At 62.0% G+C, this 24,514-nt stretch carries 28 protein-coding genes; 16 read left to right on the top strand and 12 right to left on the bottom strand.

Features of this window, described 5'->3' with window-relative positions:
* Positions 1 to 2 precede the first annotated feature (2 nt).
* Positions 3 to 935, bottom strand: a complete 933-nt coding sequence (locus C483_RS07195) for an aminoglycoside phosphotransferase family protein (RefSeq protein WP_006652694.1) — start codon at positions 933 to 935, stop codon at positions 3 to 5.
* Positions 936 to 1,181: 246 nt separating this feature from the next.
* On the opposite strand from C483_RS07195, the gene C483_RS07190 reads away from it, so the two are divergent.
* Positions 1,182 to 1,562 carry a hypothetical protein gene (locus tag C483_RS07190; RefSeq protein WP_006652693.1) on the top strand — a complete coding sequence of 127 codons (381 nt, stop codon included), beginning with the start codon at positions 1,182 to 1,184 and terminating at the stop codon, positions 1,560 to 1,562.
* A 99-nt stretch (positions 1,563 to 1,661) separates the two neighbouring features.
* Positions 1,662 to 3,092 carry an FAD-binding oxidoreductase gene (locus tag C483_RS07185; RefSeq protein WP_006652692.1) on the top strand — a complete coding sequence of 477 codons (1,431 nt, stop codon included), beginning with the start codon at positions 1,662 to 1,664 and terminating at the stop codon, positions 3,090 to 3,092.
* A 30-nt stretch (positions 3,093 to 3,122) separates the two neighbouring features.
* On the opposite strand, the gene C483_RS07180 is transcribed toward C483_RS07185, so the two are convergent.
* Positions 3,123 to 4,562, bottom strand: a complete 1,440-nt coding sequence (locus C483_RS07180) for an MATE family efflux transporter (protein ID WP_006652691.1) — start codon at positions 4,560 to 4,562, stop codon at positions 3,123 to 3,125.
* Positions 4,563 to 4,674: 112 nt separating this feature from the next.
* Positions 4,675 to 5,760: a geranylgeranyl reductase family protein gene (locus tag C483_RS07175; protein ID WP_006652690.1), complete on the bottom strand. Its 1,086-nt coding sequence runs from the start codon at positions 5,758 to 5,760 to the stop codon at positions 4,675 to 4,677.
* A gap of 174 nt (positions 5,761 to 5,934) precedes the next feature.
* Between C483_RS07175 and C483_RS07170 the strand changes: the two genes are divergently transcribed.
* The 6 genes from C483_RS07170 (at position 5,935) to C483_RS07145 (ending at position 10,515) form a co-directional block, all read left to right on the top strand.
* Positions 5,935 to 6,591 (top strand): nucleotidyltransferase domain-containing protein, encoded by a 657-nt coding sequence (locus C483_RS07170; protein ID WP_006652689.1) that lies wholly within the window; start codon positions 5,935 to 5,937, stop codon positions 6,589 to 6,591.
* Positions 6,588 to 6,884 carry a hypothetical protein gene (locus C483_RS07165; RefSeq protein WP_006652688.1) on the top strand — a complete coding sequence of 99 codons (297 nt, stop codon included), beginning with the start codon at positions 6,588 to 6,590 and terminating at the stop codon, positions 6,882 to 6,884. The genes C483_RS07170 and C483_RS07165 overlap by 4 nt, the downstream gene beginning before the upstream one ends.
* Positions 6,885 to 6,905: 21 nt before the next feature.
* On the top strand, positions 6,906 to 8,186 hold the full coding sequence (locus C483_RS07160) for an RNA-guided endonuclease InsQ/TnpB family protein (RefSeq protein ID WP_006652687.1): 1,281 nt from the start codon (positions 6,906 to 6,908) through the stop codon (positions 8,184 to 8,186).
* Entirely contained in the window at positions 8,158 to 8,547 is a 390-nt protein-coding gene (locus tag C483_RS19425; RefSeq protein WP_241431481.1) for a hypothetical protein, read from the top strand. Before C483_RS07160 ends, C483_RS19425 begins: the two co-directional genes overlap by 29 nt.
* 145 nt (positions 8,548 to 8,692) lie before the next feature.
* Positions 8,693 to 9,517, top strand: coding sequence for a cyclase family protein (locus C483_RS07150; RefSeq protein WP_049912490.1), 825 nt, complete (start codon positions 8,693 to 8,695; stop codon positions 9,515 to 9,517).
* A complete protein-coding gene (locus C483_RS07145) occupies positions 9,514 to 10,515 on the top strand; it encodes a fumarylacetoacetate hydrolase family protein (protein ID WP_006652684.1) in 1,002 nt (333 codons plus the stop codon). The genes C483_RS07150 and C483_RS07145 overlap by 4 nt, the downstream gene beginning before the upstream one ends.
* A 36-nt stretch (positions 10,516 to 10,551) precedes the next feature.
* Here the strand turns inward: C483_RS07145 and C483_RS07140 are convergent, their stop codons facing one another.
* From C483_RS07140 to C483_RS07120, 5 genes are read right to left on the bottom strand one after another with little or no spacing between them, the layout of a single operon-like run.
* A complete protein-coding gene (locus tag C483_RS07140; RefSeq protein WP_006652683.1) occupies positions 10,552 to 11,145 on the bottom strand; it encodes a GTP-dependent dephospho-CoA kinase family protein in 594 nt (197 codons plus the stop codon).
* 13 nt (positions 11,146 to 11,158) lie between these two features.
* Positions 11,159 to 11,356, bottom strand: coding sequence for a transcription elongation factor subunit Spt4 (gene spt4 / locus C483_RS07135; protein WP_004217297.1), 198 nt, complete (start codon positions 11,354 to 11,356; stop codon positions 11,159 to 11,161).
* A gap of 2 nt (positions 11,357 to 11,358) precedes the next feature.
* Complete coding sequence (locus C483_RS07130) at positions 11,359 to 11,928, bottom strand: DNA-directed RNA polymerase (protein ID WP_006652682.1); 570 nt, start codon at positions 11,926 to 11,928, stop codon at positions 11,359 to 11,361.
* Positions 11,929 to 12,315, bottom strand: coding sequence for a PIN domain-containing protein (locus tag C483_RS07125; protein WP_006652681.1), 387 nt, complete (start codon positions 12,313 to 12,315; stop codon positions 11,929 to 11,931).
* A 24-nt stretch (positions 12,316 to 12,339) separates the two neighbouring features.
* Positions 12,340 to 13,569, bottom strand: coding sequence for a translation initiation factor IF-2 subunit gamma (locus C483_RS07120; protein ID WP_006652680.1), 1,230 nt, complete (start codon positions 13,567 to 13,569; stop codon positions 12,340 to 12,342).
* Positions 13,570 to 13,913: 344 nt separating this feature from the next.
* On the opposite strand from C483_RS07120, the gene C483_RS07115 reads away from it, so the two are divergent.
* The 3 genes from C483_RS07115 to C483_RS07105 all read left to right on the top strand — a co-directional run bounded on the left by C483_RS07115 (position 13,914) and on the right by C483_RS07105 (position 16,275).
* Positions 13,914 to 14,825: a winged helix-turn-helix domain-containing protein gene (locus tag C483_RS07115; protein WP_006652679.1), complete on the top strand. Its 912-nt coding sequence runs from the start codon at positions 13,914 to 13,916 to the stop codon at positions 14,823 to 14,825.
* 81 nt (positions 14,826 to 14,906) lie between these two features.
* A complete protein-coding gene (locus tag C483_RS07110) occupies positions 14,907 to 15,164 on the top strand; it encodes a hypothetical protein (protein ID WP_006652678.1) in 258 nt (85 codons plus the stop codon).
* 94 nt (positions 15,165 to 15,258) lie between these two features.
* A complete protein-coding gene (locus C483_RS07105) occupies positions 15,259 to 16,275 on the top strand; it encodes a DUF5787 family protein (protein ID WP_006652677.1) in 1,017 nt (338 codons plus the stop codon).
* 23 nt (positions 16,276 to 16,298) lie between these two features.
* On the opposite strand, the gene C483_RS07100 is transcribed toward C483_RS07105, so the two are convergent.
* Both C483_RS07100 and C483_RS07095 read right to left on the bottom strand, forming a co-directional pair.
* The gene (locus C483_RS07100) at positions 16,299 to 16,598 is read right to left on the bottom strand and encodes a DUF7562 family protein (protein WP_006652676.1); all 300 of its coding nucleotides are present in this window, start codon (positions 16,596 to 16,598) and stop codon (positions 16,299 to 16,301) included.
* A 113-nt stretch (positions 16,599 to 16,711) separates the two neighbouring features.
* Positions 16,712 to 17,320 (bottom strand): TMEM175 family protein, encoded by a 609-nt coding sequence (locus C483_RS07095; RefSeq protein WP_006652675.1) that lies wholly within the window; start codon positions 17,318 to 17,320, stop codon positions 16,712 to 16,714.
* A gap of 134 nt (positions 17,321 to 17,454) precedes the next feature.
* On the opposite strand from C483_RS07095, the gene C483_RS07090 reads away from it, so the two are divergent.
* The gene (locus tag C483_RS07090) at positions 17,455 to 17,934 is read left to right on the top strand and encodes an RNA-binding protein (protein ID WP_006652674.1); all 480 of its coding nucleotides are present in this window, start codon (positions 17,455 to 17,457) and stop codon (positions 17,932 to 17,934) included.
* A gap of 215 nt (positions 17,935 to 18,149) precedes the next feature.
* On the opposite strand, the gene C483_RS19900 is transcribed toward C483_RS07090, so the two are convergent.
* A complete protein-coding gene (locus C483_RS19900; protein WP_152419846.1) occupies positions 18,150 to 18,701 on the bottom strand; it encodes a gas vesicle protein GvpH in 552 nt (183 codons plus the stop codon).
* A gap of 419 nt (positions 18,702 to 19,120) precedes the next feature.
* Positions 19,121 to 19,882: a DUF1028 domain-containing protein gene (locus C483_RS07080; protein ID WP_006652672.1), complete on the bottom strand. Its 762-nt coding sequence runs from the start codon at positions 19,880 to 19,882 to the stop codon at positions 19,121 to 19,123.
* A 205-nt stretch (positions 19,883 to 20,087) separates the two neighbouring features.
* Between C483_RS07080 and C483_RS07075 the strand changes: the two genes are divergently transcribed.
* From C483_RS07075 to ilvA, 4 genes are all read left to right on the top strand, one after another.
* Entirely contained in the window at positions 20,088 to 20,453 is a 366-nt protein-coding gene (locus C483_RS07075) for a cell division protein SepF (RefSeq protein ID WP_004217285.1), read from the top strand.
* Between the two features lie 482 nt (positions 20,454 to 20,935).
* Positions 20,936 to 21,313: a VOC family protein gene (locus C483_RS07070; RefSeq protein ID WP_006652671.1), complete on the top strand. Its 378-nt coding sequence runs from the start codon at positions 20,936 to 20,938 to the stop codon at positions 21,311 to 21,313.
* Positions 21,314 to 21,434: 121 nt separating this feature from the next.
* On the top strand, positions 21,435 to 22,583 hold the full coding sequence (gene citZ / locus C483_RS07065) for a citrate synthase (RefSeq protein ID WP_006652670.1): 1,149 nt from the start codon (positions 21,435 to 21,437) through the stop codon (positions 22,581 to 22,583).
* Positions 22,584 to 23,230: 647 nt separating this feature from the next.
* Positions 23,231 to 24,442: a threonine ammonia-lyase gene (ilvA, locus tag C483_RS07055; protein ID WP_006652669.1), complete on the top strand. Its 1,212-nt coding sequence runs from the start codon at positions 23,231 to 23,233 to the stop codon at positions 24,440 to 24,442.
* Positions 24,443 to 24,514 lie beyond the last annotated feature (72 nt).

The following is a 24,514-nucleotide window of genomic DNA, read 5'->3' as shown; positions in this document are numbered from 1 at the left end:
GCTTAGTCGACTGTCTCTCTCACCTCCGAAAGTGTCTCGGATACACGTTTTCGCATCCAATTGCCGATCTCTTCGCGCTTGTCTAGGTCAACGTTCTGTTGGAGGTAGAGTGATTCGAGGAACGCAACCCAGTTGATCAATCTGTATAGTGGGCGTCGCTCCTCGAAGCCATCGGGAAGCGGTCGGACAGACCCGTATCCGTCCCGGAACGCCCGCGTAACAGTTTCGTCAACGGTATCTGACTCTTCGAAGTACGGCATCACTGTCCGCCAATAGTCGTACTCCGCCGGTGCAACGAGTGCGTGTTCGAAATCGATCGCGATGCACCCGTTCTCACTCGTTCGGCTGAGGTGTTCAGGATGAACGTCGCCGTGACAGAGCACCGGCTCACCGACATCATCGAAAACGCGGAGATTGTCCCGAAAGAACCGTCCAACAGCGTCGGCAACGTCTGCGTAGCCCTTCGCCGCGAGGTACTGACGATGATGGTTAATTCGTTTGATGACAGCGTCAGTCCAGGTGTCGTGGGCTGCAAGTGAAAGACTCGTGCCATCGTTTCGAGGCTGACCGAACACGTCGAACACACCGGCAGTGTCATCGTGGAGTGTAGCCATCCAGATACCTGCAGCGTGTGCCCAGTCGGGGCTGATCTGTGTTGCTGAACGTGCAATCTCGTCTCGCCAGGCTGTAATATAGTGGTCAGACCCAACAGTGATTACTTCGGGAACGGAAGCTGTTGTCTCCGTTGCGACGTACTCGTGAACACGACCTTCGTCGGCTGCGTGTCCCCGTGGATGATCGTCGACTTTCACCACTGCACGCCGCGTATCGAGTTCGACTTCGTAGACACGGTACGGCGGAACGTCGTGCAGTTCACGGATGACGCTACTTGCAGTACTATACTGTGCTAGTATCTTCTCAATCTGGTCGTCCATATCTGGAAGCCGCTACCGGGCGGCGACCGGCTGGAGTGACAGTCCTGCCGCTCCAGCCACAAGATGACGGCTACTCATTCTGGGAACTATCACTTGAATATATCGCCCGTCTTCCAATGGCTGCCATCTAGAGACCGTTTGCAACAGTGCTTGACTGTCCCTGCTGATCTAAAGCAGGCAGTGCTATTCTCGCGACCAGAACTGGCCGGGCACACGCTTACGGAACCCGGCGCTGGAGCCACGGACATGTCCTTCGAGAACACCGACTTCGCCGACCTCGCAGACCGCGTCCGCACCCAGTCCGCCGACGCCCCCGGCTCCGATACCGAACGCGTGACGATCCGGTCACTCGAGTCCCTCGACACTGACGCGCTGGCCGACCTCCTCGAGATGGCCGAAACGGATCACGACCGACCCGCCGACCTCGTATTCGTCCTCCCACAGCCACCGACGGATCTCGCGGCGGACGCGTCTCCGGAGGCACTCGAGGATGCCCTCGGCCGGACGGTACGAGTCGAGGAGGAGCTACCGGACGACACTGTGCTCTTGTTGACGCCGGATGCGGTCGACGGTGCGGAATTGGTCGAACCAGCCTCGATCACCTGCGGTCTCGTGGGGACGGAGTGACGAACGTCCGTTTCCAGAAACACCCGTCAGGCGCCGAGAGAGTCCGTCACGCGCGATACCAGCGACTTGGTTATCTCGTTCGGCAGCGTACGAGTATCCATGGCAACGACTGACAAGTCTCCAGGCGAGGAATCGCTCGCTCGGCTCCCGCGCGACGCCGTCGGAACCGTTCAATCCGAATTTGCGGGTGAGATCGTGCTCCCATCCAATGGCGCGTACGACGAGGCCAGACGGATCTGGAACGGGATGATCGACAGGTATCCCGCGATCATCGCCCAGTGTGCCGGCGTCGCTGACGTCGTCGCAGCGGTGGATTTCGCCCGCGAGCACGAGTTGCCCGTCGCTGTTCGGGGTGGCGGCCACAACGTTGCCGGCACGGCTGTCACGGACGGTGGTCTCGTCATCGACCTCTCGAATATGCGCAGCGTCCGGGTCGATCGAGAGACGGAAACGGTCCGCGTCGAAGGCGGGGCCACCCTCGGCGACGTCGACCGTGAGACACAACTGTTCGGCCTCGCGACGGCGCTCGGGGCCGTTTCGGAAACCGGCGTCGCTGGGCTGACGCTCAACGGCGGCTACGGCCACCTCAGCCGCCAGTACGGGCTGGCCGCGGACAACCTGGTCAGCGTCGACGTCGTCACGGCAGACGGCGAGGTTCGAACGGCGAGCGCCGATCGAAACGCGGACCTGTTCTGGGCGCTCCGCGGTGGCGGCGGCGCGTTCGGTGTCGTCACGTCGTTTGAGTTCGCGCTTCACGAAGTCGGTCCCGACGTAGAGACACTGTTCAGTTGGTACACCGGTGACGACGCAGCAACGGCGGTGGATCGCTACCGCGAGTGGGTCGAGACTGCACCGCGAGACGCGGGCGTCCTCATGTTCGCCGCGCACGTCCCCGAACTCGAGGAGTTCCCCGAATCTGTGTGGGGCGACCCGGCGGTCGCGTTCCTCGGCTCTTCCCGTGGCGACCGTGCGGATGTCGACCACGTTTTCGAGTCGCTTCGAGCGGGCCTGACGCCGGTCGCCGACTTTAGCAGGCCGATGGCGTTCACCGACCTGCAGTCGATGCTCGACGAGGATTACCCGGACGGACTCCGGTACTACTGGAAGTCGATCTACGTTACGGCGATCACTGACGACCTCGTCGACGTCGTTCTGCAGTGTAACGAGTCCGCACCGTCGGCGCTCTCGACGGTCGATATCTGGCACCTCGACGGTGCGGTCGCCGAGGTGCCACAGGACGAAACCGCGTTCTGGCACCGGGACAAACCGTACATGGTCACGTTCGAGGCGAACTGGGAGGATCCGGCGAACGACGACGTGAACGTGACCTGGGCTCGCGAGGGAATCGCCGACGTGCAGGCCTTGCCGGTCGCCTCGGGTCGGTATGGGAACTTCCCAGGACTGAACGAGGATCCCGGAAAAATGCTCTATGGGGAGAACTACGATCGACTCGTGGACGTGAAGTCGACGTACGACCCGTCAAACCTGTTCCGCGGAAACGGAGCGATCGTTCCGAACGCCGCGGACTGACGAGGACTCTCGCCGTCGGGCACGATATTCCTATGTGTCGAGATCCGACGAAGACGACGGCCGGTAGCGTCGGCTCACCGCCTTCCAGCGCCCGCGCCTGAACAGCGCGTAGTTGATCCCGCCCGGAACGAACGTCTCGAGTAACAGCGCCAGGTAGAGCGCGACGACGTCGAGCGGCGTGACGACGCCGAGCAGTGCCACCGGGAGCGCGAAGACGTAACGGCCGACCAGCGAGGCGACGAACGGGAGGCGGGTGTCGCCCGCACCGAGCAGTGCGCCCGCTGCCGCGCCGTCGATTCCGAATCCGATCGAACTCACCGCGCCAACGGCGACGAACACCGCCGCGGCCTCGATTGCACCCGCATCGTCGACAAACACGCTCGCGATCGGCTCTGCAAACACGATCACGAGCACCGCAATCGCGACGTAGAGCACGGTCGAGAGCCGAATGATCGACGCGCCGTAGGCACCCGCCTCGTCCTCGTCACCCGCACCGAGGTGTTGGCCGACGAGCGAGCTTGCCGCGAGGGAAAGGCCCCAGTTCACGCTGTTGATCAGGCTCCGGACGCGGCGGCCGACCTCGAGTGCGGTGACGATGACGGGGCCGAAGGTGCCGGCGATCCAGAGGAGCGGAAAGACGACCGCGCCGCCCGCGAGTCGGCGGCCGATTTCGGGCGTCGAAATCTCGATGAGTTCGCGGACGACACTGAGGTCGAACCACGGCCCGCGCAGGCTGATCGGAACTGGACTCGGTTCCATGCCGAGTCGGCCGTACGAGCGGCCGGTCATGCCCCAGGCGAGCACGAGCGTCACGAAGCCAGTTGAGAGGCTGGTTCCAATCGCCGCGCCCGCGACACCGAGATCGAAGCTGAAGATCAGCAGGCCACTCAGAAGGATGTTGAGGACCGCGCCGCCCGCGCGGGCGACCATCTCGGTGAAGGTGTCGCCGACGCCGGTGTAGGTCCGGCTGGCGATCAGGTTACAGAGTTCGAACAGGACGGCGGGCGCGACGAAGACGAGATAGGTGCTGCCGTGCTCGATAGCCTCCGGGTTCGAACCGAGCAGCCCGATCAGGGGTGCGGCAGCGAAGAGAAAGATGGCCATGAGCGGCAGTGCGAAAACGACAGCGAGCAGGACGCTCTGTGTGACGACGAGCGAGGCGCGCTCGGTTTCCTCGCCGCCGTAGTTCTGGGAGACGAGCGAAACGGTGCCGCCCGCGAGTCCGAGGCCGAGCATCGTCACGAGTTCCCAGTAGGCGAGCGCGTAGGCCATCCCCGCGGTACCGGTGACGCCGACGGCCAGCCCGACCATCGCCAGGTCGGCCGTCTGCTTCGACATGATCGCGAAGCCGGTGACGATACGTGGCCACGCGAGGTCCATCGTCGGGCGAAAGCGCTCGGCGCTGATGATTCCGAGACGTTCGAGCACGCTCGCGACGAACGCGACGACGCCGGCGTATCGCCCTGCCATCGACAGGAGGTTTCGGGACTGCTTCCTTCGGTCTGTCGTTTGCCGTTTCGTCGTGGTTCCAGTGAGTTCGCCAGTCCGCCAGTCCGCCAGTTCGCCAGTCCGCCCAGTCAGATCAGCGCCAGGAGAAGACCGTCTTGAGGTGCTTTGCCGACACCAGCGATGTCGGTCGGTCCATGTGAACGCCGATTTCGCCCGAGAGCGCGCCGAGGCCGAGGTGCTGGATCGGCTCGGGAAGTGAGTACGCTCGCCGGAGCCAGTGGCCGAGTTCCTGATCGCGCTCGATATCGTCGCGCCAGGCGCGTTCGTAGGCGGCGAGCGTCGTCGGCCGGTCAGGGTCGATCTCGCGGGCCGCGTGGTCGGCGCTCGTCATGCCGTAGAGGATGCCGCCGCCGGTGAAGGGCTTGGTCTGGGCAGCCGCGTCGCCGAGGAGGAAGCCACGGCGACTCGTCACGCGATCCGGCGGGCCGATCGGAATCGCACCCGAGCAGCGGTGTGAGACGTCGATTTCGTAGCCGTCGATCAGTTCCTCGAAGTGCTTCGTGACCTGCACACCTGGCGGCGCGGCGAGCCCGTACTCGACGCCGGCGTCACCCCGCGGGATGCGCCACGCGAAGAACGTCGGCGCGGTGAGGTGGACGTCGACGAAGTCCTGGTCGTCCGCCTCGTCCGAAAACGCGAGCACCCCGTGGAGCAACTCGTCGGGTTCGGGAAGGCCGAGTTCGCCCCGAACCCGCGAGCGTGGGCCGTCGCAGCCAGCGACCATCTTTGCCTCGAAGGTAACGGGTCCGTCGGGACCGCTCACGTCGACCTCGACGCGGTCGTGGTGCTCGCGGACGTCGGTAACGGTGTGTTCCTCGCGAACGTCTGCGCCGGCCTCGCGCGCGAGGTCAGCGAGGTGGCGATCCAGTCCGACGCGGTCGATGACGTTCGAGGCCACCTCGCGCTTGTAGAAGGGATACTCGTCGCTGTTCGGCCCGCCGACGTGGAATCGTGCACCGTAAATCTCGTTCTGGAAGAGTTTCTCGCGTGCACCCAGGCCGGTGAACTCCCAGATGTCGGTGCTGACGTGTCCCGAACAGGCAAGGGGCGTGCCGACGGTGCCCTTCTCGAGTGCGAGCACGTCGAACCCCTTCTCGGCTGCCCGTCGGGCGAAGCGCGCGCCGGCGGGGCCGACGCCCACCACGACGAAATCGTACATGTCCGTCACGTTCACGGCGGTCGGTAAATATCCTGTCGAACGTCTCGATTTGGTCAATCAGGTGCGTTCTCCATTGCCGTCTCGAGTTCAAACAGATTGTCACACCCACTACCGATATTCCGACTAGCAGATGATAGTTATATGTGGTATAACGCGTTATATGGAATGTAACAAATGGCCGTCGAAGTACGATTGCCGCTCCCGAACGAGCAGGTCTTTCGGTACGCGGCGATGGATGAGGCACTCGAGATACTCGCCCGTAACCCGACCGAGGAGTTCTCGAACCGGGAGCTTCAGCGACTGACCGGATATGGCGGTCCCAGCGTCTCGAAGGCGCTTGCGCTCCTTGAGGCGATGGGACTCATCGTTAGGCGCGACGCCGGGAAACGGACCCTCTACCGCATCGACGAACGTCGACTCCGAGACGCCGACGACCCGCTTCTCGAAATTCCGCAAACAGAATTTCGCGCTCCGCTCAGACGATTCGTCAAGCGAGTAGATGACAACGTACCGTCAATCGCGGGAGTCCTCTGCTTCGGTAGCGTAGCGCGCGGCGAGGCTGACCGCGCGAGCGATATCGACGTTTTCGTCCTCGTTGGCGAAAACGAAGACCCGGTTTCTGCGCGACGGACTGTCTCGGACGTCGTCCGAGATCTGGAAGCCGAACCGATTGACGGTGATCGATACGAGTTCGAGGTTTTCGTCGAATCACCCGAGAGCGCCCGCAAGCGCGGCGATGATTTGCGTCCTATTCTGCAGGAGGGAATTCCCCTCGTCGAGAGCGAGACGCTCCGACGGGTGAAGCGTGATGTCTTCGGGGTGGACGGATGACGTCGAAGGACCTCGAAGCAGCACTCGCAGACGCAGAAGGCGCGTTCCAGCGAAAGCCCGAGCAGCCGGAGGTTGGACTCGAGTACGTCTCCGACCCGGCCGTTCTGCAACTGCGGAAGGCGTGCCGGCTCCTCGACGCTGCTAGCTTTCTGCTTGCACGGAACGGCCATTACAGAAGGTACAGGCGAAAGCCCACGGCTTTAGCCGTGCGGATGAAGCCGCCACTGCTGCATCGCTCCACGTTTCACAACAAGCCGGATATTCCACGTTGCACGATCCATACCTTCAAGTAGGTTTCTCTACATAGGTTACGTATGGCGAAACAGGTCGTCACTCGCACCTACACTGCTTCCATCAGGAACCAGCAACAGGTGTCTGACGACCTTGACTCGCTCGGGTTCGCCGCCAGTAAACTCTGGAACGTCGGACGGTGGACAATCAGTCGTGTCTGGGACGAAATCGACTACATCCCTGAACACAACGAACTCACCGCGTACCTCAAGTCGCACGAACGCTACGATGACCTCCATTCTCAGTCAAGCCAGCGCGTTCTTCAAGAACTCGCTGAGGCGTTTAACGGCTGGTACGGCAAACGACGCAACGGAGACACGCGAGCGAACCCGCCCGGCTACCGCAAACACGGCGACAAACACCCGCGTTCAACGGTCACGTTCAAAGCCGCTGGCTTCAAACTCGACACCCAGTACGACCGCGTTCGACTCTCAAAGGGGTCGAACCTGAAAGAGTACTGGTCAGACTTCATCCTCTGTGAGTACCAGACTCGTCCCAACGTTGACCTTTCCACAGTCGAGAGCGCCCAACAAGTACGGGCAGTCTGGACTGGCAAGGAGTGGGAACTCCACTTCGTGTGCAAAGTCGAGGTCGACGTGTCCGAAGCACCGGGTGAGAAGACCGTGGGTGTTGACCTCGGCATCAACAACTTCGCCGCACTCGCCTACGAAGACGGCCATGCCGAGCTGTACCCGCTGAACTGCCTGAAGCAGGACGACTACTACTTCAGCAAGCGGATTGCCCGGTGCGACGACGCCGACTCCAAGCAAGCGAATCGGTTGCATCAGAAGAAGTCGGCTCGCCGCACCCACTACTTCCACACCCTCTCAAAACACATCGTTGAGCGGTGTGTCGAGGAGGGTGTTGGAACGATTGTGGTGGGTAACCTCTCCGGTATCCGCGAAGTTGAGGAGAACGGCGAATCAAAGGACTGGGGTAAACATGGAAACCTCGATTTGCATTCGTGGGCGTTCAACCGCTTCACCGACCTGTTCGAATACAAGGCCGAGATGGACGGCATCACGGTCAAGTACGTATCCGAGCGAGATACGTCGAAGTCGTGTTCGTGCTGTGGCCGGGAGCGCAAAGCAAACCGTGTTGAACGTGGCTTGTACGTGTGCGATGACTGCGGGGCAGTGATGAACGCGGACGTGAACGGTGCAGAAAACATTCGACAAAAAGTACCTCCGAGTCTCGCTTGTGATGGGGGAGATAGGAGTAACGGCTGGTTGGCACAGCCATCGACGTTCCTGTTTGACAAGGAAACTGGTGCGTTTGCACCTCAAGAACAGATCACGTCGTAAACCACAATATCCCAACGGGGGAATCCCACGGCTTCAGCCGTGTGGAGGATGTCAAACGGTCATCATCGAGAGTTCCTTTGTCGCCATCGAGCGGTCGATCCAGTTCTACGTCGAGGAGAAGGGATACGATGTCGCCGGTCAGCGCCACACCGAAGTGTACGACCTGGGTGTGAGGGCGGGGCTCTTCTCGAGAGGCGTCGCTGATCGGCTTGAAGCACTCTGGATCGAGAACCGGTCGGAATCCTACTACCGGACCGGCGTTGCCGGCGAATACCGGGCACGGACGATTCACGAGCTCGCAGTGCAACTCCACGACGAGACTGTTCAGTTGACTCGGACGCAGGACTGCCTTTGCGAGTGACTGCAGTCGGGTTTTGGGCACGATGGGCGAGTTTCTCGCCGTTGACTCAGCCCTTTGCACATAGTAGTATCTCGGTGGAACCATTCTGAAAAGATATATGAAGACACCACCGGCTACTATGTTCCCCGACGCAGTCTCCCATCGTATGCACGACGCGATCACGGCCACCGACGGGACGCTGATCGACCTCAGTATCGGACTCGAGGACGGCGTTCCGAGCGAACCGACGCCGCCCCAGATCGACGCCTTCGATCACGAGGCGGGTGCCGAGCGACTCGCCGCCACGCTGCAGGAACAGGGCTACGACATCGGGGCGGAGGACTTTCCGGACGGGCAGGGGCTGGCCTGGGAGGAACTCGCGGTGATCCCCCACGCCGGCACGCATCTCGACGCACCCTCACACTACGGCCCCGACGTCGACGGGGAGCCAGCGAAGACCATCGAGGAGGTACCACTCGAGTGGTGTCGTGGTCACGCAGTCGTTCTCGACTTCCGGTGGAAGGAGGCGGGCAGCGAGATTTCCGCCGCGGAAATTGAGAGCGAACTCGCGGATCTGGATCACGACCTCTCGCCGGGCGAGATTGTCCTCATCCAGACCGGTGCGGACGAGTACTGGGGGAGCCCCGAGTATCTCACAGAATTTCCTGGTATGAGTGCCGAGGGGACGAAATTCCTCGTCGAGCAGGGCGTGCGCGTGATCGGGACGGACGCCTACGGCTTCGACAAGCCGTTCTCGACGATGGCCGAGCGCTACGCGGAGACCGGCGACGAGGCCGAACTCTGGCCGGCCCACCTCGCGGGCCGGGAGGTCGAGTACTGCCAGATCGAGAAGATGGCGAACCTCGACGCGCTCCCGCGGCGGACGGAGATTCCGCTCGTCGCGTTCCCCATCACAATCGAGAACGGGAGCGCGGGCTGGGTGCGCCCCGTTGCGCTTTTCGAGGACGACCCCGATGGGAGGGATGCATGAAACTGGCCACCTTCGAAGTCGACACCCCCGTCGGCCCCGTCGAGCGCATCGGTGCCGTCGCCGAGGCGAGCAACCCAGACAGCAATGGGGCCGGGGAGGCCACTCTCGTCGACCTCACCGCCGCCTACGGCGCGGCACTCGAGTCCGAGGGCGAACCCGCGCCCGCGGACCTCGCACACGCCCACGTCCCACCCGAGATGATCGCCTTTCTCGAACGCGGCGAGCGCGCGATTGCGGACGCCCGGGAGGCACTCGAGTACGCCGCCGAGACCCGCGCCGAACGCGGCCCCGCCGGTGCGAAAATTGAGTACGAACCTGGCGAGTACGACCTGCTCGCACCGCTGCCGCGGCCGAACTCGCTGCGCGACTTCATGGCGATCGAAGAGCACGTCGAAAATAGCATGGACGGCGACATCGCCGACGTCTGGTACGAGCTGCCGGTCTATTACAAGGGCAATCCGGACAGCGTCGTTCGACCCGGCGAGACCGTCCGGTGGCCCAACTACTCGCGGATTATGGACTACGAACTCGAGATCGCCGCCGTGATCGGCAGGCGCGGGCGCAACATTCCCGCCGAGGAAGCCGAGGCGTACATCGCGGGCTACACGGTTTTCAACGACTTCAGCGCCCGCGACACGCAAGGCGAGGAGATGGAGGCCCGACTCGGCCCCGCGAAGGGGAAAGACTTCGCGAACGGGCTCGGTCCCTACCTCGTCCCCGCCGAGGATATCGACGTACTCGAGGCCCCGATGACCGCCCGCGTCAACGGCGAGGTCTGGTCGGAGGGCACCGTCGACGAGATGTACCACTCCTTCGCCGACATTATCGAACACGTCTCCCAGTCCGAGACGCTCCACCCCGGCGACGTCATCGGCAGTGGCACCGTCGGCGAGGGTTGTGGCCTCGAACTCCGCCAGTGGCTCGAGGATGACGATACGGTGGCACTCGAGATCGAGGGCATTGGAGTGCTCGAACACACCGTTGTCGAAGCAGAATAGGCAGTTCGCAAGACTTCGTTTGTCGGGGAAATCCGGTTAGCTATCTGGGTCGAGCAACGCCCAGAGTCGCTCAACATCGCCGTCGAAGCGCTCGAGTAGCTCTCGCATCTCCGTCCGGTGCTCGCTCGTCACGCGCACGTGGACCATCCCCTCGTCGGGCTGGCCGTAAACCACGCTCGCGCCCGCGGGTGCGGCGGCGATTGCGGGGACGGCGACGAGGTCCTCCTCGCCATCGACCAGCACTGTCGCCGGTTCCTCGTCGTCGAGTCCCTCGCGGAGCGCGCGGATCACGTCGCCGGAGAGTTCGGCCGGCGGGTTGACGGCCTCGTGGGTCGGCTCCGTCGCGACGGCGTCGCGGATCTCCTCGTCGACGGCGTCACGCTTGGTTCGCTCGTCGACGAACGCCACGTCGGGGACGCGCCCGGCCTGCAGCAGGTGGTAGGTGACGACATCGCCGACGGCGATGAGCGGGCCGTCGACGGACTCGAGTAGCTGCTCGGCGTCCGTTTCGATCGGGCCCATCGGCTCTTTGAGTTCGTGGCGGAGGTCGTCGGGGAGAACCAGTAGCTGGTCGTACTCCTGATTGCGCTCACGGTCCGCGTCGCCCGTACTGGTGTCGTCAAGTGTCACAGCGATCGACTGATTACCGGACCTTGAGCGCGTACGCGCCCGGTTCGGTGACCTGCATCTCGCTTGCAATCTCGCTGTCTTCGGGGTGGGCGATGACGACGTAGCCCGCCCAGTCCTCGGTCAGCGACGAGGAGTTACAGGCATCACAGGTTTCGCTATCCGGGTCGTTGACCCGGTGACACTCGCGACAGACGAGACGGTCGGCTGCCATCGTTATTCACCTGCGGTTGCTTCTTGTTGCTCGTGTTCGTTCTTGAGCCAGTCGTGCTTACCAAGACCGGGCTGTTTCGCCGTCAGTCCGATCTTCGAGTCGCGCGGGTTGCGCTCGTCGATGCTCTTGGTGACGATGCGGGCGCGGATCGAATCGCCGACACCTAGCGTGCGGTTGGACTCGTTCGAGGCGAGTTGCTGGTTCTCGGCGTCGAACGCCAGATACTCGTTGCTGATCTGGGAGACGTGGAGCAGTCCGTCGACGGGGCCGATGCCGACGAACGCGCCGAACTCGACGACCTCGACGACGGTGCCGTCGACGACCTCCTGCATCTGCGGGTCGAACGTGACAGCGTCGAAATCGGCCTCGTAGTAGACGCCTGGCCGATTCGGCAACACCGTTCCATCACCGATATCGCGCACCTTGGTGACGGAGACGATGCTTCCGACCTCCTCGTCCATGCGTCCCTCGAGTTTGTCCTGTAGCAGTCGCTTGACGAGCGTCGGCGACACGTCGCCGAGCTCCTCCGGCGGTACCTCCACTGTATCCTTCAATCTAACCCGTTTGTACATCTATGGTTGAGTGATCGCTAACTTGTTTCTCCCGCGTAATGCAATTACCGGTCTGTGCTCCTCGAGTACCCGGTCGCGCAGCGGCCGGTCGTTGGTGACGACGTAGTCGACGGTGCCCTCGCGGGCGAGTTCGACGAGTGCGTCGTCGGCGTAGGATGCCTCGGTGTCGACGACGAGACAGCGTTCGGTTGCCAGATCATGACCGACGTTTGCGGCAGTGCCTTCGCGTCCCCCCTTCTCGGAGAGGCGGCGCAGTTCTTCGATGACGGCCTGCGGTGCCGTCGGTTCGAACGAGTCGAGTAGTCGATCGAGTTCGTCGAACAACCGCACGTCGAGTTCGACTGGCATCATTAGCGCGCTCGTATCGAGGGCGACCCGGGTGCTCATCGTGTCTCGTCTCTCTCGTATCGGCTACTCCTGTAGCGTTCCGAGACCGATCAGCCGCCAGCGAGCGCCGATGCGGCGGTTGATCGCGATCTTTGCGCCTGGTTCGGCGGTGACGGGTCGCTTGAGGTTGACCTCACACTCGCCTTCGCGGGCACTCGTCACTGCACCAACGGTGGTGGCCGTGCCGACGGTCATCATCAGCGGTTCACCGGTGCTGATATCGTCGACCTCGCCGCCGTCGGTACCGACGACGCGCTCTAGCAGGTCGACGTCCATCGTGAACTGCTGCCAGGTCGGCGGCAGCGACCCCGGCGGGCCGGCCATCCGTCCCGCCAGCGCGTCACCCTTCGTCAGTGCCGGATCGAGCCCCGTTCCGACGCCGAGCAGTCCGCCCGGCGTGACGGTGTCGACCGTCTCGCCACCCGCCTGCAGCGAGCGGATCGTCGTCTCGATCGGGACGTACTCTGTCTGGCCGCCCTCTTCGATCTCCCGGCCCGGTTTGATCTCGATTTCGTCACCGGACTCGAGTTCACCCGCGACGAGACTGCCGCCGAGGACGCCGCCGGTGAGGTCAGCAGCGCTGGTTCCCGGCTTGTTGATGTCGAAACTGCGGGCGACGTGCATCCGTGCGTCGACGTCGGGATCGCGCTCGGGCGTCGGAATCTCCTCTTCAATCGCCTGGATCAGCAGGTCGAGGTTGACCTCCTGGCCGGCCGAGACGGGGACGACGGGTGCGTCTTCGGCAACGGTACCCTCGACGAACTCCTGAATCTCCTCGTAGTTTCGTCGTGCCTGGTCACCGTCGACGAGGTCGACCTTGTTCTGGGCGATGACGATGTTCTCGATCCCGATAATGTCGAGCGCCATCAGGTGCTCTTCGGTCTGGGGCTGTGGGACGGGTTCGTTCGCGCTGACGACCAGTACGGCGCCGTCCATCAGCGATGCGCCCGAGAGCATCGTCGCCATCAGGGTCTCGTGACCCGGTGCGTCGACGAACGAAACGGTTCGAAGCGGTTCGCTCTCCGAGCCGTCTTCACACTCCGTTTTGACCGTGTAGCGCTCGGGTTCCTCCAGATCGGGACACTCGCGGAACGTCGCGTCCGCATAGCCCAGTCGGATGGAGATTCCGCGCTTCATCTCCTCCGAGTGCTGGTCCGTCCACGACCCACTGAGCGCCTGCACCAGCGTCGTCTTGCCGTGGTCGACGTGGCCGACGAGTCCGATGTTCACCTCCGGTTGTTGAGTTCCTGCCATAAGACGATGAGTAATCTTAGGTAGGCCTTCCCTCGTGCGATTGATAAACCTACTGTTCTGCAGGCGTCTGCGTCGCCGTGACCGTTCCGTCAGTCTGGTAGTCTCGGCGTGCGATTTATCCACTCGATTTCGCAGGTAGCAACAGTCACTGCCGGGGTGAGCACCTCTTTCAATGATCTCTATCTGAGCGCGACGGCTTCCGTTCTCGACGACTCCCGAGTGGTGACCTCCTCATCTGACCGCCCAACTGGTCAACTGATCAACTGACCCTCCCGAAATGCAATTTGGATTACAGAATCTGACTTGAGCGAACGATTTTGGTATGTACTCGCGTACACCACGCCATGAGCAAGTCAAACACCGCGAGTGAGCCACCGGACGCCGAGGGGATACTCGAGTGCACCGACTGTCTCGACCCTGCCGAGGCGTTCGCGCTGGTCGGCAACGAGGTTCGACTCTCGATTCTCGAGGCCCTGTGGGCCGCCGACGAGTTGCCGGTTTCGTTCTCGGCGCTGCGTCGCGAGGTCGGCATGCGCGATTCGGCGCAGTTCAACTATCACCTGCAGAAGCTGACGGGCCACTTCGTCACCCAGCGGGAAGGGGGCTACGCGTTCAAACACGCCGGCGAGAAGGTCGTCCGTTCGGTGATCTCGGGCTCGTTCAACGAACACCCGTCGATCGACCCGTTCTCAGTCGAGGGCACGTGTTTCGCCTGTGACGGGGCGCTGGCGGCGATATACGAGGACGAACGACTCGCCATCGACTGTCAGGCTTGCGGTCAGGGCCACGGCGAGTACGCGTTTCCACCTGGCGGCCTGGCCGACCGGACGCGAGCGGAAATCGCCGACGCGTTCGACCAGCGCGTTCGGCACCTCCACTGTCTGGCCGCCGACGGTGTCTGTCCGGAGTGTAGCGGCCGGATGGAGACTCGGTTCGTCGAGGAAGACGACTGCTGTCTCGGCGTCAGTCTGCGCGTCGACCACGAGTGTCGCCAGTGTGCCCACACGCTCTGCTCGGCCGCCGGCTTGCGCCTGCTCGACCACTCCGAGGTGGTCACGTTTCATCGCGAGCGCGGCGTCTCGCTCGACGAGCGACCCTACTGGACGCTGCCATGGTGTGTCTCCGACGAGTTCACGCGCGTCGTCGACCGTGACCCGTACCGGTTCGAAGTCCGGCTTCCGCTCGCAGGTGACGAACTTCGTGTAACGATGGACGACGAACTCGCGGTACTCGAGACCAGTACCGTCAGCGACTGAAACGAGCTTCAGTAAGCACCCCTACTGAAATGATTTTCAGATTATACTTACCACGGAGCGATGCCTCTACTCGGACGACCAATGACCTACACACCAATCGCTCCACGTCCGATCGACCCACTCTCCGAATACGGGCTCCTCACGGCCGCGATCATTGCATTCGGACTAGCGTTCCTGATCGTAGCATCGGCGCTCGTCGCGCTGACGATCGCTACCGCTGTCGGGAACCATCCCGTTGTGATCGTTGCCGGCGTATTTTTCGGTAGTCTCCTCCTGTTCGTTTCGGGCCTGCTCGCCGTGAGACGGGTCAGGCGGCAGTTCGACGCGAGGGCGGTCTGAACGTACTCTTGCCAGACCAAGAGACGCGAATCGCCAACCAGCCGCAACACCTGCGAACCCAACCGCTTTTCTCGGTCGCGTGCCTTGCTTGACTGTGTCCGAGTTCGCGTTCGAACTCGCGCTCTGTGCGCACCTCGAGCAGTCCAGCAGGCCGCCGGTAGCGGGCGCTGACCCGCTTATCGCCCGTCAGCTCGGCGGGAGCGTCGCTGACCCGGGCGGCCGAATTCTGGATGTCGTCTGTGTCGAACCGGGCTCCGAGTTCGGGGAGCGAACCGCGATTACGGACGCGGAGATTCCGGACGCTGCTATCGAATCTACCGTCGGTCCTGGCCGAGCGCGCTACTGGAAGGACGCCTTCGATTGTCATCCGAACCGCGCACGACGAGCGATGGAGCGGGCCTGCGAGATCGGCTTCTTCGAATCCGAGCGGTGTAACGGCCGCGAGTACGTGCGACAGGTCGCGCGCTACCCCGACTGGTACGACCGCATCGTCGCCATCGAGAACAAACCCGACCTCGGCCGACCCGGCGACCTCGAGATGCAACTCCGGACCGACGTGAGCCTGGCGCTGGTCGACGAGGTCATTCTGGCGACCGAGAGCTACGTCACACGGGCGCACCTGCACCGACTCCCCGATCCGGTTGGGGTCTGGCGAGTGCATCGAACCCGGGATCGTGACGATCCGTCGGCACTGGCACTCGAGATCGAAGTCGTCCGCGAGCCGACGCCGTTACCGACTACTGAACCAGGCATCGAACCGCTCGCGTTCGAACCCGGCCGAACCGAAATCGAGCCCGTTTCACCCGCTGCGAAGGCCCGAGCGCGCCGTCGGCTCGCCGAACGAGCCTACGGCAAGGGCTGGCGGACGTACGGCTTCCCCGACTGTGCGTCCTGCGTCGCGACCAACGGGGCAGGTGCGACGCTGCCCCACTGTACGTGGGCGGGCGATTTCGTCGATGCAAACGCAGACTGCAGCCCTGACTGCCCGGGCTACGAGTCAGCGGCCGCTCCCGAGGTCGATCTCGATGCAGAACGGGATCGACAGACGGCCTGGCGCGCGTCACCCAGGGGACATCGCCGCCAGCAGTCTGGGCTGGATCAGTTCCGGTGAGTTCGGGGACCGCAACACAGCAGTTAGGATTCTTCCTCGACGCGTCCGTACCGGTCCTCGACTGTCGCGAGATAGCTCGCCAGAAATGTCTCGGTCTCTTCCTCACCGGCTTGCAGTTCGACGAGGATGTCCTCGAGTTCGTCGCGTGGCTGATGGCAGAGTTCGTTGTGACAGGTCGGACAGAGGTGCTCGAACTCCTTATCGCGGCGATCCCACTGGTTGCCGTACTTGTCGTACTCTCGAGCAGCAGACCGTGAGATGCCATCGCCACAGGCGAGACACGTGACCGTCGCCGACGGGGATCGGGAGGACCATGGCCACATAGCTACCCCAAGGCTATGTGGTTACTTAGCAATTGTCACACGTTCGTTTTAGCGGGAGTGTCTACGCAGAGAATCGGTTGGCGGACGAACTAGTCGACGCTCGAAATGGTCGCTCAATCGGACCGGTTGGCTCGATAGTACCACACCCAGAGCCACTGCAACGGCGCAATCAGTATCGGAACGAAGAACGCGATCGAAATGTTGACAAGCGACACGCCAATCGAGAGCACGAAGACGGCGGGGGCGATCAGTCCGCGAACCGTCACCAACCGGGCTGTCCAGTCGTCGATCTCGTCCGCAACGAAGCCAGACCGTGCGGCGTAGCTCCAGACGAGCGTCAGAAACGTCCCGACCAGAATAATGTTGGTCGCATACAGCACCCAGGCGAACTGCGTTCCGTACAGTCCCATGATCTCCGTCGGATACGGCAGAAACGAAATCGAGAGCAAGAACAGGAGGTTCAGCCACAGCAGTATCCGATCGTGGTCGACGATATTCCGAAAGAGATTGTGGTGTACGATCCAGTAAACGCCGACTACCAGGTAGCTCAGCAGGTAACTGAACAGCAGTGTCTCCTGATCCGCGATCGCTCCCGGCAATTCCCCCGCGGAGACGTCCGGTACCTCGAACTGCAACACCAGCAACGTCAACACGATCGCGAACAACCCGTCGCTCAACCCCTCCATTCGGTCCGTCCCCTCGCCGCCGAGCGAGTCGATCATAGCTGCCGTACACCGGACGAGACCATGATTATGCATCGCCAACTCGCAGGGATCTGTGTTCGGGCACTGTCTCTCGTCGTCCGCAGGCCACGAGAAATCTATTCTATTAAATGGGTTCGTGCGGTAGCACCGGTATGGAAGTCAAATCTCGCCACCACCTTCGCAGCGACGACGTCTCGGCACTCGAGTCCGATCTCTCAGAGAAGCTCGGTGTGACGCCGGACGGCGATACGTACGAGCGCGTCGAGTTCGAGGACGCGGACCGCGAGGTTATTCTGATCGATGGCGAGCCACAGGTTGCGTTCTTCGACGAGGTGCCGTTTCTGACGGTTCGTGGTGCGAACGCCTACGAACCCGAACAGCGACTGGTGACGGTCGACGCCGGTGCGATTTCGTTCGTCAGCGATGGGGCGGACGTGATGCGGCCGGGGATCACCGAGGCAACTGGGGACATTTCGCCGGACGATCTGGTCGTTATCGCGGAGGAGTCCCACGGCAAGGTGCTGGCGATCGGCCGCGCTCGCGTCGAGGGCTCGGAGATGGCCGGAAACGAGGGGAAGGTCGTCGATTCGTTGCACCACGTCGGCGACGAATTGTACGAATTTACGGCGTAACGTAGTTCACACTCTCAGACGGACTTGTTGAAATTCTCAAACGGTAGTCGGCTTTCGAAATTGTGCTGCATACAGCGCACGAATGTGACACTCGGACTCGGCCGGAGTCAATTAACGAAGGGCGTCGCCCGCTCAGTTCAGATGGAGGGAAGACGGTTAACCAGCAACTCACAGACTATTACCCGAATCAATAACGTGATTTAAAAATTGATCATTTAGGATGGTGAGTTGGTGAGCGGTTCGGAATCGTCCGATTTCATGTGAACTTCAAGGATGCCGTTCTTGAACCACGCGTTCTGCATTTCGGGCGAGGCCCACGGAATGTCAACTCGTCCAACAACAGTTCCAGTCTTCTCGATGACGAGTTCGTTTGTTCTCGGGTTGACACCAACCGTAATGTCGTCTAAACTGGCACCAAACAGATCTGCAGTGACGATGAACTGGTCGTCGGTGAAGCGAGTGTCGAGTAAGCACTCTTCAGATTTCGATTCGTGCGTCCGCTTCTTCCGCTTGCGCTTCACGGTGTCTGCACGCCGATTCTGCTTCGTTTGCCTTCTATCAGCGGACGGATGTGGTTGAGACGGTGTTCTGGAGGGCGTTGTCCCACTTGTGTCCCCTTTAACTGCCTTCCGTAATCCATCGGCCACCGACCGCAACCCAGATTGCAGAGTGGCTTCAAGAGCGGCTCCAAGCGAGTTTTCCTCTCGTGGACTATCAGACTTCGATGATTTGCTGGTTTCTCGGTCGTTTTTGTCTTCATTTCCCATGAATGTCCACCACTTGTTGTGGTATTATATGGCATGGGTCGGGATAAGGTACTGGATCTTCCACTTGTTGTGATTCATCAGTACCGTCATCTATCTTCTTGAGGCGAGAGAATCCCGTCGTTCACAACATCCTCAGAAATCAGTGATTTCTGATGTCGAGGCGAATCTTCGATTCGCCGACCATTGGAGAGCGTTGCTCTCCAAGAGGCTGCACGAGAACTTCGTTCTCGTGAACGCCAGCACCCCGTCGGTATGCAAACGTAAGTTCCCACCGCAGCGGGCCTCGGCTCGTGGGAAGCCTTGCCGTCGTCGGGCACAGCCCGACTGCCTGAGGAATCGTCGATCCCTCTCCGTTTACGGCGAGGAGGAGGTCACAATATAATCACTTTCAACTACTGAGGTCTCTGTCCGGCTCTCATTCAGCTCTCCGCGGCTTCGTCGAGCGAATCCTGTTCGTACGCCTCCGCATACCGCTCGAGTGTGGCTTCGTAGCCGTCCACCGCGAGCTCGTAGGTCTCCTGCAAGTCCGCGATCGGTGTCTCGGTCGCGTCCACGCGCAAGTCGTTGTACGGCTTCGTCACATCGTGGGACTCCGTCGATTCGACGACCACAGCCGCGCTCTGGACCGTCAGCCCCTCGCGCTTGTCGCCGCCCTGCTCGTGACCCGCCGCCAGCGCGTCGATCAGTCGCTCCGCGAGCGGAGCGGGGCCGTCGCCCTCGCGCGGACTTCCGTCCGTCTCGTCCGTCGTCTCGTGTACCGCTGCATCCGCATACATTGCGGCCGTCTCTTCGATCACTGCTTCGCCGGTGAGCAGATTCCCAGCGACCGTGAAGTGCGCTCCCTCCTGATGGCCGAACCAGTCGCCACACTCCGCGCCCGAGAAGGCGAACGTCTCCTCGGCGTCGACGCCGTGGAGTTGGCGCTGGGGTGCCCCCTCGTCCGCGTTGAGGAGGGACTCGAGTGCGTCGCCGACGCCGAGACCGTCGTCGATATATTCGATTCCGGTGCGGCCGAGGTCGATATTGACGAGGCTCTGGGTGGCGACGGCACCGTTTTCGCTGACGAACGGACAGAGAGTGCCGACGCCGGGGAGGCGGGTTGTGACGGCGACGCCGAAGCGCTCGTGTGCTTCGCCATCGGGGGTGGTGTAGGATTCGTGGACGCAGATGCTGAAGGTCATCGGCTGAGGTGACGGACTGAGAGTCAAAAAATATGGAGGTAGCGGCCAATGCGTGGGCGACTGGTGTGGGAGTTTAGGCAGGGAACTCCGGTGTCATCGCGTAGTGTAACGACACCAGCAGACGAGACAGTTGTCCGACAGTCTCGATCGATGGAGTGTCCGTCTGACGTAAGAACTATACTGGCGGCCCCGGGGGGTAACGGCAATGGGACTGATGAGTAAGATTCTCGGCGGCAACCAGTCGCGGACTGCCGAGGACTACGTCGAACTGAATCTCGACGACGTTTCGGCGAGTTCGGCCGACGCGGCGGCGATGCAGGTACACATCGCGGAAGTCGGCAGTCAGGCGGACGCGATCGACATCAAAGACGCCGTCTACGATGGCGACATCGTCATCGCGGATATCACTCGGCTCCGAACCGAAGATAGCACTGTCGAGCATATCGTCGACGAACTCCGGCAGGTCGCCCAGGAGGTCGACGGCGACATCGTCCGCAAGGGCGAGGATCAGATGATTATCACGCCGACTGGTGTGCACATCAGTCGCGAGAAACTCGGCCAGCAGTTGTAGCGGTCGCCGGCAGTATCGCTGTGTTCCTGTTCCGGTTCCGGTTCTTGTTCCTGGGCCAGGGTCTCGGTCGCTGTGGTTGTTTTACTACCAAACTGTCACCTGGATCGCTGATCCGTGGCACGTCGGTGGAGTCCGCGGGAGTCACACGACGAACGTGAGGACGAATGCGCTGACTGTCACAAGACCGAGCCACAGCGCGAAGATGATTGCTGCGTGCGTTCCAGTTAACACCTCTCCGTCGAGGAATTCACTGATTTCCATCGTCTGTGATTCGGGTGGCTGTGCTGGTAAGCCGCAGGCTCATTCCATCGTCGCGAGAATCGCCGATGCTCATGTGAACGAGCGAACGGGTTCGAATGTGTGGCCCGCCTCGATGAGACCCCAGACGGCGACCGAACGATATTCTCCTCCTCGACCGATACGGCCGCGTCTGTCTGCCCTCGCGCCGGAACTGACTTACAACAGTCCGTCTCACTGGTAGCATGGACGTTATTCACACGGCACTCTGGGTATCGGATCTCGAGCAGACGCGAGCCTTCTACGTCGACGCGCTCGGACTGACGGAGAACTGGTCGTTCGAGACGGACGACGGCGTCGAAAACGTCTACATCGGCGGCGAGAACGCGGAGTTCCAGTTCAAGTACGATTCGGCTGGCGGTCCCGAGATTGATCCCGGCACGATGGCTCACGTTGCCGTCGGCATCGAGAGTACCGACGAGGTCTTCGACCGACTGGTAGCTCAGGTAGACCCACCCGTCGAGATGGAGCCGACGACGATGGCGGATATCGGCTGCCGGGTTGCGTTCGTCGAGGATCCCGACGGCTACGTTGTCGAACTCGTCGAACAGATAGATTCCTAAGTGCGCTTTGTGAGCACGTTTCACTGCCAGAAATCTGCGGCCAGGAACCGACTCCCGTCTGTTGACAGATCACGGCGAGAAAACGACAATACTTTTCCATCGGCGACTGAAATTCCACGGTATGGCAGACGACCTTAAAAAAGGGCTTGAGGGCGTCCTGGTCGCAGAGTCAGACCTCAGCTCGATCGATGGTGACGCGGGACGGTTGATCTACCGTGGCTACGCGATCGAGGACCTCGCCCGTGGCGCGAGCTACGAGGAAGTCCTCTATCTCCTCTGGAACGGCCACCTTCCTTCCGAAGACGAACTCGCGTCGTTTACCGAGGCACTCACCGAGGAACGCACCGTCAGCGACGACGTGCTCGCGACGATGGAGCGTCTCGCCGACGCCGACGAGCAGCCCATGGCTGCCCTTCGGACCGCTGTCTCGATGTTCTCGGCAACCGAACCCGAGACCGACGCTGACCCCGAAAACCTCGATGCGACGCTTCGCAAGGGCCGGCGAATCACCGCCAAGATACCGACCGCACTCGCCGCCTTCGAGCGCTACCGACTCGATGAGGAGCCGGTCGATCCCGATCCCGATCTGGGGCTTGCCGCGAACTTCCTCTACATGCTCACCGGCGAGCAACCAGACGACATCGCCGCCGAAACGTTCGACCAGGCGCTCATCCTCCACGCCGACCACGGCCTGAACGCCTCCACGTTCACCTCGATGGTCATCGGATCCACGATGGCAGACATCTACAGCGCCGTTACCGGCGGCATTAGCGCACTCTCCGGCCCGCTCCACGGCGGCGCCAATCAGGACGTCATGGAAGTCCTGATCGAAATCGACGAGAGTGACCTCGACCACCGCGAGTGGGTCGAACAGGCCACCGACGAAGGCCGGCGCATCCCCGGCTTCGGCCACCGCGTCTACAACGTCAAAGACCCCCGCGCGAAGATTCTCGAAGAACGGAGCAAGGAACTCGCCGAAAACGGCGACGACAAGTGGTACAACTACACCACCACTATCGAACAGTACCTCTCCGAGGAGAAGGGTCTCGTCGAGAAGGGCATCGCCCCGAACGTCGACTTCTACTCCGGCTCGGTCTACTACCAGCTCGGCATCCCGATCGATATGTACACCCCAATCTTCGCCATGAGTCGCGCCGGTGGCTGGATCGCACACGTACTCGAGTACCAGGATGATAATCGCCTGATTCGACCGCGCGCCCGGTATACGGGTCCGGAGGATCAGGAGTTTGTGCCGATTGCGGAGCGATAACGCCACGCCGTAGTGCGAACAGCTTCGTCGCTTTTTTCGTTTTGACGGTCCGTGTGGATGACTCGAGTTCCGAACGACTCGACCGGCACGAAGACGTTGAGCACGGACTTTCCGTTCGTGTCCGTGTTCCGTGGCTCACGAGTATGGATGTGAACGTGGATTCGAATGTAAACGCGGAGTCGGATATGGGAACGGCGGGACCGTGTGCTCGGGCACGGACAGCCACAACCGTCCAGTAGACGCGGGCAGGCAACCGCCGGCCCAGACCGACATCGGCAACCCCGATCAACCTGGCATCGGGTCGGCACTCGAGTGGCCCCGAGCGCCACCCTTCCAGGGCAGTATTCATGACTATATCGAGGCACACGATGTCGGCGTTCGACTGACGAATGACAGCCGTCCGCCGGGCGTCTGACGACGGTTCGAACCCGGTGCCTGCTTGCGATTTCACTTTCACTCTGGAGGGGTGGGTTTTATGGTGTCTGCGTGCCCGTCTACACTCGCACGTCACACGCCGTGCATTCCCTGTATCCCTGTCGTGTTGCCGCTGGCAGCACGTTCCTGTTCCTGTCGGGGTAGTGGGGGGGGGGCGCCGCCCGCTCGATCGTCCCCGACAGTCTTACAATATCTGCCGAATAGGCACGCATATGATCGAACTTGCTGACGTTCTCGAAGCCCAAGACCGGGTACGCGCAACATCCAGACACACCCCGCTCGAATATTCACACACCTATTCGTCGATGACCGACGCCGATGTCCACCTCAAACTCGAGACCTTCCAGCGGACGGGTTCGTTCAAGATTCGCGGTGCGACGAACCGCGTTGCGACGCTCTCTGAAGCGGAAAAAGACGCAGGAGTCGTCACCGCAAGCGCGGGGAACCACGCCCAGGGCGTCGCCCTCGCAGCCACGCGCTCGGGCGTCGACTCGACGATCGTCATGCCCGAACACGCGCCCATCTCGAAGGTCAAGGCGACCCGCAACTACGGCGCGGAGGTCGTCCTCGACGGGACGGACTACAACGAGGCCGCCCAGCGCGCACACGAACTCGAGGAGACGGAAGACCGCACGTATGTCCACGCCTTCGACGACGAGTACGTGATGGCCGGCCAGGGGACGATCGGCCTCGAAATCCTCGAGGACTGCCCCGACGTCGACACCGTCGTCGTCCCGATTGGCGGCGGCGGCCTCATCAGCGGCGTTGCCGCGGCGATCAAGGAGAAGCGACCCGAGACGCGCGTGATCGGTGTCCAGGCCGAGGGTGCCTCGAGCGCGGCGACCTCACTCGAGAAGGGCGAGCGAATTTCGCTCGACGGCGTCGACACCATCGCGGACGGAATCGCGACGCGGAGCGTCGGGCAGAAGCCGTTCGCCCACATCCAGGAGTACGTCGACGAGGTCGTCACGGTCTCGGACTCCGAAATCGCGGTCGCGATCGTCTACCTGCTCGAGCGCTCGAAGACGCTGGTCGAGGGTGCTGGTGCGGTGCCACTCGCTGCACTCCTGTTCGAGCACTTCGAGTATGACGCGGGCGAGACGATCGTGCCGATCCTCTCTGGGGGTAACGTCGACCTCAACACGCTCACCAACATCATCGTCCGCGGTCTCGTCGAGACCGGCCGCTATCTGAAGATCAGAACCGTGCTCAAGGATCGCCCGGGGGCACTCGAGAAACTGCTCGAGATCTTCACCGAGTATCAGGTCAACATCTATGCGATTCACCACGACCGCACCTCGCGCGAGGTCGAGATGAGCGATACGGAAGTCGAGATCGAACTCGAGATGCGCGGCCCTGACCACGTCGATGCGTTTCTGGAGTCACTCCGTGAAGAGGGGTACGTAGTCGATATTCTGGCCTGACCGGCCCACGAGGCATACCCGCACTCTGATTCTCGACAATCGATCGTGTTTCGCCTGCATTTAAGACCAATC

The organism is Natrialba hulunbeirensis JCM 10989 (assembly GCF_000337575.1).
Lineage (GTDB): Archaea > Halobacteriota > Halobacteria > Halobacteriales > Natrialbaceae > Natrialba > Natrialba hulunbeirensis.
The sequence above is the reverse complement of the archived record's forward strand: the minus strand, read 5'-3'. Positions and strand labels throughout refer to the sequence as shown.

Bases quoted from the DNA above. Each gene is read 5' to 3' on its own strand.
- C483_RS07195 (WP_006652694.1), bottom strand. From the start codon at position 935: ATGGACGACCAGATTGAGAAGATACTAGCACAGTATAGTACTGCAAGT.
- C483_RS07190 (WP_006652693.1), top strand. From the start codon at position 1,182: ATGTCCTTCGAGAACACCGACTTCGCCGACCTCGCAGACCGCGTCCGC.
- C483_RS07185 (WP_006652692.1), top strand. From the start codon at position 1,662: ATGGCAACGACTGACAAGTCTCCAGGCGAGGAATCGCTCGCTCGGCTC.
- C483_RS07180 (WP_006652691.1), bottom strand. From the start codon at position 4,562: ATGGCAGGGCGATACGCCGGCGTCGTCGCGTTCGTCGCGAGCGTGCTC.
- C483_RS07175 (WP_006652690.1), bottom strand. From the start codon at position 5,760: ATGTACGATTTCGTCGTGGTGGGCGTCGGCCCCGCCGGCGCGCGCTTC.
- C483_RS07170 (WP_006652689.1), top strand. From the start codon at position 5,935: ATGGCCGTCGAAGTACGATTGCCGCTCCCGAACGAGCAGGTCTTTCGG.
- C483_RS07165 (WP_006652688.1), top strand. From the start codon at position 6,588: ATGACGTCGAAGGACCTCGAAGCAGCACTCGCAGACGCAGAAGGCGCG.
- C483_RS07160 (WP_006652687.1), top strand. From the start codon at position 6,906: ATGGCGAAACAGGTCGTCACTCGCACCTACACTGCTTCCATCAGGAAC.
- C483_RS07150 (WP_049912490.1), top strand. From the start codon at position 8,693: ATGCACGACGCGATCACGGCCACCGACGGGACGCTGATCGACCTCAGT.
- C483_RS07145 (WP_006652684.1), top strand. From the start codon at position 9,514: ATGAAACTGGCCACCTTCGAAGTCGACACCCCCGTCGGCCCCGTCGAG.
- spt4 (WP_004217297.1), bottom strand. From the start codon at position 11,356: ATGGCAGCCGACCGTCTCGTCTGTCGCGAGTGTCACCGGGTCAACGAC.
- C483_RS07130 (WP_006652682.1), bottom strand. From the start codon at position 11,928: ATGTACAAACGGGTTAGATTGAAGGATACAGTGGAGGTACCGCCGGAG.
- C483_RS07125 (WP_006652681.1), bottom strand. From the start codon at position 12,315: ATGAGCACCCGGGTCGCCCTCGATACGAGCGCGCTAATGATGCCAGTC.
- C483_RS07120 (WP_006652680.1), bottom strand. From the start codon at position 13,569: ATGGCAGGAACTCAACAACCGGAGGTGAACATCGGACTCGTCGGCCAC.
- C483_RS07115 (WP_006652679.1), top strand. From the start codon at position 13,914: ATGAGCAAGTCAAACACCGCGAGTGAGCCACCGGACGCCGAGGGGATA.
- C483_RS07110 (WP_006652678.1), top strand. From the start codon at position 14,907: ATGACCTACACACCAATCGCTCCACGTCCGATCGACCCACTCTCCGAA.
- C483_RS07100 (WP_006652676.1), bottom strand. From the start codon at position 16,598: ATGTGGCCATGGTCCTCCCGATCCCCGTCGGCGACGGTCACGTGTCTC.
- C483_RS07095 (WP_006652675.1), bottom strand. From the start codon at position 17,320: ATGATCGACTCGCTCGGCGGCGAGGGGACGGACCGAATGGAGGGGTTG.
- C483_RS07090 (WP_006652674.1), top strand. From the start codon at position 17,455: ATGGAAGTCAAATCTCGCCACCACCTTCGCAGCGACGACGTCTCGGCA.
- C483_RS19900 (WP_152419846.1), bottom strand. From the start codon at position 18,701: ATGGGAAATGAAGACAAAAACGACCGAGAAACCAGCAAATCATCGAAG.
- C483_RS07080 (WP_006652672.1), bottom strand. From the start codon at position 19,882: ATGACCTTCAGCATCTGCGTCCACGAATCCTACACCACCCCCGATGGC.
- C483_RS07075 (WP_004217285.1), top strand. From the start codon at position 20,088: ATGGGACTGATGAGTAAGATTCTCGGCGGCAACCAGTCGCGGACTGCC.
- C483_RS07070 (WP_006652671.1), top strand. From the start codon at position 20,936: ATGGACGTTATTCACACGGCACTCTGGGTATCGGATCTCGAGCAGACG.
- citZ (WP_006652670.1), top strand. From the start codon at position 21,435: ATGGCAGACGACCTTAAAAAAGGGCTTGAGGGCGTCCTGGTCGCAGAG.
- ilvA (WP_006652669.1), top strand. From the start codon at position 23,231: ATGATCGAACTTGCTGACGTTCTCGAAGCCCAAGACCGGGTACGCGCA.